Source organism: Rubripirellula reticaptiva (genome assembly GCF_007860175.1).
Taxonomy (GTDB): domain Bacteria; phylum Planctomycetota; class Planctomycetia; order Pirellulales; family Pirellulaceae; genus Rubripirellula; species Rubripirellula reticaptiva.
The window spans coordinates 2,501-9,303 of the sequence record NZ_SJPX01000008.1 but is presented as its reverse complement, the minus strand read 5'-3'; the positions used below and the strand labels follow the sequence as shown (position 1 = coordinate 9,303).

Annotated in this window: 2 protein-coding genes and 2 rRNA genes; 1 reads left to right on the top strand and 3 read right to left on the bottom strand. The window is 51.6% G+C overall.

Annotated elements, in window-relative coordinates:
- Positions 1–39: 39 nt before the first annotated feature.
- Both rrf and Poly59_RS29030 read right to left on the bottom strand, forming a co-directional pair.
- A 5S ribosomal RNA gene (rrf, locus tag Poly59_RS29035) occupies positions 40–148 on the bottom strand.
- Positions 149–331: 183 nt separating this feature from the next.
- A 23S ribosomal RNA gene (locus Poly59_RS29030) occupies positions 332–3,241 on the bottom strand.
- A 1,748-nt stretch (positions 3,242–4,989) separates the two neighbouring features.
- On the opposite strand from Poly59_RS29030, the gene Poly59_RS29025 reads away from it, so the two are divergent.
- Positions 4,990–5,172: a hypothetical protein gene (locus tag Poly59_RS29025; protein ID WP_146537616.1), complete on the top strand. Its 183-nt coding sequence runs from the start codon at positions 4,990–4,992 to the stop codon at positions 5,170–5,172.
- Positions 5,173–5,266: 94 nt separating this feature from the next.
- On the opposite strand, the gene Poly59_RS29020 is transcribed toward Poly59_RS29025, so the two are convergent.
- Positions 5,267–6,505: a DUF1559 domain-containing protein gene (locus Poly59_RS29020; protein ID WP_146537615.1), complete on the bottom strand. Its 1,239-nt coding sequence runs from the start codon at positions 6,503–6,505 to the stop codon at positions 5,267–5,269.
- Positions 6,506–6,803 lie beyond the last annotated feature (298 nt).

The window sequence follows — 6,803 nt, the reverse complement described above, 5'->3', positions numbered from 1 at the left end:
AAAACCCTTCTTTGACCGAAGTCAAAGAAGGGTTTAAAAATCTGGCAATATCTACTTTCGCACTGGTAGGCACTATCATCGACTCACAAAGCTTGACTGCTGTGTTCGGAATGGGAACAGGTATAACCTTTGCGATATGGTCGCCAGAAAGCCATCCATACGGGTATTTCACCGTATGAATGACATGTTGTTTGGTAGTTGTCAGATCCCCCGAGGAGGATCCGTCTATTTAATTAGCGGTTGCATTCTCTTTGAAGCTGACCTGAACTTCTTTATCCTCACTTCGTTACAGTTCAGACCACGAATTCCAACATATGAGTGCGGGATATCGATGGCCAAACCTTCGTCCGTTAGTACTGGTTAGCTCAACTCGTTACCGAGCTTACACGTCCAGCCTATCAACCAAGTCGTCTTCTTGGGGACTTTCGTCGCAATGACTTACAAAACCTAATCTTAGAGCGGGCTTCACGCTTAGATGCTTTCAGCGTTTATCCGTTCCGTAGTTAGCTATCCAGCCGTGCCGCTAGCGCGACAACTGGTACACCAGAGCTACGTCCAACTAAATCCTCTCGTACTAAAGTTGAACCTCTTCAAGTTTTGAACGCCCACGGCAGATAGGGACCGACCTGTCTCACGACGGTCTGAACCCAGCTCACGTACCACTTTCATTGGCGAACAGCCAAACCCTTGGGAGCTTCTACACCCCCAGGATGTGATGAGCCGACATCGAGGTGCCAAACCGCATCGCCGCTGTGGACGCTCGGATGCGATAAGCCTGTTATCCCCGGAGTACCTTTTATCTGATGAGCGATAACCCTTCCATTCGGGATTACCGGATCACTAAGACCGACTTTCGTCCCTGCTCGAGTTATATCTCTCGCAGTCAAGCACACTTCTAACTTTACTCTCTACGCATGATTACCGACCATGCTGAGTGTACCTTTGCACTCCTCCGTTACTCTTTGGGAGGAGACCGCCCCAGTCAAACTGCCCGACTGACAATGTCCTTTGCCCCGATTCAGGGGATCAAAGTTAGAATTAAAATATGACCAGGCTGGTATTTCAACGACGACTCCTTCGACACTAGCGTGCCGATCTCAAAGTCTCCCAGCTATCCTACACAGAACATATCTCAACCCAATATCAGCCTACAGTAAAGGTTCACGGGGTCTTTCCGTCTAACCGCGGGTATGTGGCATCTTCACCACAACTACAATTTCACCGGGTCGGTGGTTGAGACAGTGCTCAAATCGTTACGCCTTTCATGCAGGTCGGAACTTACCCGACAAGGAACTTCGCTACCTTAGGACCCTCATAGTTAGGGCCGCCGTTTACTGGGGCTTCGGTCGCGGGCTTCGCTCCCGAGGGAGCTAACTCTCTTCCTTAACCTACCAGCACCGGGCAGGCGTCAGTCTCTATACATCCACTTGCGTGTTAGCAGAGACCTGTGTTTTTGATAAACAGTCGTTAGAGCCGATTTTCTGTGGCCCTCCTCAGCGTGAACCAAAGAGGGCGCCCCTTATCGCGAACTTACGGGGCCATTTTGCAGAGTTCCTTAACCACCGTTCTCCCGAGCGCCTTAGAATTCTCATCTCGCCTACCTGTGTCAGTTTTAGTACGGTTAAACATACACATAACTTAGCTGCTTTTCTTGGACGTCCTTCCAATGACTTCGAGAACTTAAATGCTCTCGAGCTATACCTTGGCTTATGCAGGGTGATTTAGTCCCCCACACCTCAGTGTTCGCTACGGACATTTCTAGTCGTACCGCTCACTTTCCGGACGCCGTCCCAGCATCGAATGTATGCCTAGCGCAGGAATATTGACCTGCTATCCATCCCCTACGCTTTTCAGCCTCGGGTAAGGTACCGGCTAACCCTGGGCGGATTTGCCTTCCCCAGGAAACCTTAGGCTTTCGGCGAACAGGATTCTCACCTGTTTTATCGTTACTCATTCCGGCATAATCACCCGATGACCCCGACACCGCTCGTTACCGTACGGCTCGTATCTGATCATCGGCGCTCTCCTACCACTCTAGATAAATCTAGAATCCGCTGCTTCGGTGTACCACTTACTCCCGTTCATTATCGGCGCAGAAATGCTCGACTGGTAAGCTGTTACGCACTTTTTAAATGGTGGCTGCTTCTAAGCCAACATCCCAGCTGTCACTGCACTTCAACTTCCTTAGTGACTAAGTGGTCCTTCGGGACCTTAGCAGGCGATCTGGGTTGTTTCCCTCTCGTCCCTGGAGCTTATCCCCCAGGGACTGACTGCCGAGGTACGGTTACCGGTATTCGGAGTTTGGTTCGGTGGGGTACCCCGGGAAGGGCCCCCATCCGATTCAGTCTCTCTACCCCCAGTAACTAATTTACTCGACGCTATCCCTCAAGATATTTCGGAGAGAACGAGCTATCTCCTGGTTTGATTACACTTTCAGTCCTCCCCACAAGTCATCCCCTCAGTTTTCAACCTAAGTGGGTTCGGTCCTCCACGCAGTTTAACCCGCGCTTCAACCTGCTCATGGGTAGATCACACAGGTTTCGCGTCTGCAGCATACGACCAACGCCCTATTCAGACTCGGTTTCCCTTGGGCTACGTTCCGTAAGAACTTAACCAAGCCGCATACCACAACTCGCCGGATCATTATGCAAAAGGCACGCCGTCACCCATTTTCTAGCAAGCTAGACCATAGGGCTCCGACCGCTTGTAGGCACATGGTTTCAGGTTCACATTCCTCCCCTAGCAGGGGTTCTTCTCACCGTTCACTCACGCTACTGGTTCGCTATCGGTCGTTGAAGAGTATTTAGCCTTACGGGATGGTCCCCGTCGATTCAATCCAGGTTTCACGTGACTGGACCTACTCAGGTGCTCCTACCGTGTGTGTTTATTTTCGTGTACGGGACTGTCACCCTCTGTGGTGGCCCTTTCCAAAGCCTTCCACTAACAACACACAATCAGATATTGGAGTCCTACAACCCCGGGAGGGAAACCCTCTCGGTTTGGGCTATTCCGATTTCGCTCGCCGCTACTGACGGAATCGATTTTTCTTTCTCTTCCTCTGGTTACTTAGATGTTTCAGTTCACCAGGTTGTTACTAACATACCTATGAATTCAGTATGCAGCAGTCGGGCACCTCGGGATCATTACTTGTTTGTCAGCTCCCCCAAGATTTTCGCAGACTTCCACGCCCTTCATTCTTTCAACGCCAAGACATCCCCCATGTGCCCTTAATAGATTGGCCATCGAAATCCCGAACTCACCTTGCCGAATCACAACCCGATCGAAACCGGACCACAACTCAACGCGATGAACTTGGATCTCGTTAGTTATCTACATTAACGATATCACATGTGCTTGATGCATCTCTTAGAAACAAGTCCGTGAAGACTTGCCAATGATGCCGCATCAAGCTCGCACAGATTCTATTGAATTCTATGGCCAGCAATTTCTTGCCAGCCGCGCTTCTTAAAGAACTATTTGCTAGACTTCGCTTCCCAAGCCGAACGGTTTCCCGAATCGAACTCGATCCACAAAGCTTCGCAGTTGCTTCTTATTTAGATGCCAACTACCAAACAACCAAATTGTCAAATATCAGTTTTCTGCGTCCGGCTTTTGACCGAAACAGCAGAAGTCGCTGTGCAAGACAGCCGCTCAACTTCCTCGCGGTGGAGGACGGTGGGCGGCTCATGTTGCGAGCGAGGGCGAAGAATACAGGTGCTCCTTCCCGGCGTCAACGACGTTGGAGGCACTTCTTGCAGAAATTGTGAATTTCGTTGGTAGCTTGCCCGCAAATCGAACTCAGAGGCGATAGGCCGAGGAGGCAACCGGAGCCAAAACACCCGTGTTTTACTGCAGTCTGCAAGCCCGAAGTGCAATCACGATGCCAATATCGCTGCTGCAAAGTTTCGCTAGCAAGATTCCCTGCAGCAGCCCGCAACGCAACCGAGCTGGGCGGTTGCGTAAGATAGGCGAACGGCTGTTGTGATTTACGTTGGGGTTCGGCCGCTCTACTTGCCTCTGATGCCAGCCTCTCACCGCTAACAACAAGAATGCCGGCAGAGATTCAGGCCAGCAAGGCTGAAGTTTTCGACACGCTGAAAAAGCAGCTGCGGCAACTGACTTGATGGCTAGCGGCAGAGATTTACAGCGGCAGAGATTTACAGTGGCATCGATTTTCAGTGGCATCAACGAACAAAGTCACATGCACAAGCGATCGACCAGGTTCGCCGAGACTTCAATGACAACGACAGCAATCGTTCGACCGAACGTTCTAGCCGATGGGTTGATGGCGACCAGCGAGAACATTGCTGCCTTTCCGGACAAGAACCCGCAGTAATTCACCGCCAGCGGCCCAGAAAGCCTGGCCTGTCGTAAAGACCCGACGTAACCAACGCCGAGGACCGGATCGCCGATCTCCCGCAGCGAGGCAACGAGCCTAAGACAAGCGAAGCCGACACGCGAATATTCGACAAGGCAGCGTTACCTGCATACCTCTCACGCGCCCCCCCTGCCCAAACAACCGTCCGAGTTCCCCGTCGACCACATTCGACGAATCCCGCAGATGCCGCCGCGTCGTCGGCGAAGAAGGGAATAACGGGGAAACACCCCGCCAATCGCTACTAGCTTGACCAACAGTTAACGACATCAGCTTGGCTGCATGAAATCACATGAATCATTCGTCAGATTTCGCGCCCACTGGATCGGCTTCGGTGCGAGAAAAGCCTACAATCACGCTCGAAACACTGTTCTACCTTCCTCGCCAATGCGATCGCCATGATCTTGCGTCGATCCGTCGTTGTTATTTCGAGTGGTCTCACCGTGATTGGCAATCGCGACCGAACGTTCGCGCAAAAGCTGTTTAACGTCTCGCCTTTTTGATTGTCTTTTGTAGGAATCCAGCAGACGTGCAGTTCAGCGGAGGCACGAAAGCATTAGGATTAAGGAAGGTTGGATTTCCCAAGCACTAATTTCGTTGTGAAAGAGAGAAAAATGTATCGACTTGCAGGATGGTTATTGTCGAGTTCGCTTGTTGTCTTCATCGTCGCTGGATGCGGAAGTTCCACGGAACCCAAAAACGTTGCCGATGGCGTGGAACAAGACAAGCTCGCCGAATATGAAGCGATGGTTGCAGCCGAAAGCACAGGAATGAGTGAAGCGGACGCGAAACCTTAGTCCTGAGCCACTTCTTTGATTCCATTAAAAAACCCAGGGCTTTTTCAAGTCCTGGGTTTTTCGTTGACTCAACGCGACTTCGTTTCAGACGCGATTACAGTTCCGTGTCGATCGACTCTTTCGCCCCACGAGTCCCGAGGGCACCCCAAAGGCCAAAGGGACTGGCGGCGCCCGGAACATTTCTGTTTGCTACCGTGCCGCCAGTGTAAACAACCGGATTTTGCTGATTTCCAGCTTCGATCGAGTCCGTGATGAATTTGATCGCACCGTCACCCATCAGGACATGAATACCGCCTTGGTGACGACTTGAGCCACCTGCATGAGACGGCCCATTGCTGTCGTGTGGCATGCAGACGGCACCATTAGGTGGCGCGATAGTGAATGCCATTGACTGCATCAATTGATCGTCCGCCCAGCGATAGCCTCGCCCCTTCGTAATCGCATCGAATTCATTGGCTGCTCCCGCAACCCAGAACTGAGGACGAAGAGGATCGATCATTCCCGATTCGTAACAAAGATGCGGGTTGTCGCGAATTTCAGTCTGTGCAGGTTGACCATTGGGATGCTTTTTCCCCTGAGTCCGTGTGTCCTTATCACCCAAGTCCGTCGTAATTTCCATCATGGCAATTGTGTTGGAGAGTCCGTCCAGCACGTCGCGGAACTTCATTGACTTGTGCCGAATGAATGTGCCACGATTTGCTGCGCGAGATTCTTGTGCATAACCGCTGTTTGTCGGCCCGACGTCGGGGTCCAATTCACCCTGTTGAGCGCGCCAATGCGAGTCCCCCATACATGATGCGTAATTGCTCCGGCCGAGTGACGGCAAACCTGTACCGGGATCGCTAGGGCAGCGAAGGGCTGGAATCTCGCTAGCCCAAGGAATGTACTGGATATTGTCGGGAGTTGGCCCCATCGCGGGCCAAGGGTTGGTGATCGTACCAATTCCCGCTCCAGTGTTACCGTCGGTTCGCTGCGCACTTGGGTTTGAGATTTGCTCCCAAAGTGCTTGCTGCTCCACGAACGGAGTCATCCCCACTAGCGCACTAAGGCGCCAGTGATTGTTGGTCGTATAGCCAGTCCACCAGTTCTGTCCGGCATTGTTTCCGTCATCTGTTCCGACGCCATGCATCGGCATTTGCTTGAATGCACTGTGGTAGTTGTGCATTGCCAAGCCAAGCTGCTTGAAATTATTGCTGCAGCTCATTCGTCGAGCCGCCTCGCGTGCTGCTTGAACTGCGGGCAGCAGCAAGCCCACCAGGACCCCAATGATGGCGATGACCACCAACAATTCCACCAGGGTGAAACCGCGGGCTGGATTTAAACGCTGTCTCATACTTCGAAACCTAAAAAGCTAAGGAAAACAAACCTTTTCATGACTCTGGAAAAGGTCACTTTCCATTGTTAGCGGAAACCAACATCAATTACCACCTAAAATTAGTTTCCAGTCTCATTTGCGTCAGTTTTCTGATTGCAAAACGTGCCCTCGGAAATTTGCAAAGTTGATGCTGACGCTCGCTCGAGAACCATTCTCAATCCCAACGGCCATCTTGCCAAAGAATCACATCCTGCAAAGGCTGATCTGCATCCGAAAACCAAGTAAGTGCAGGACAACGAGCGAGAGAAATCCGCTT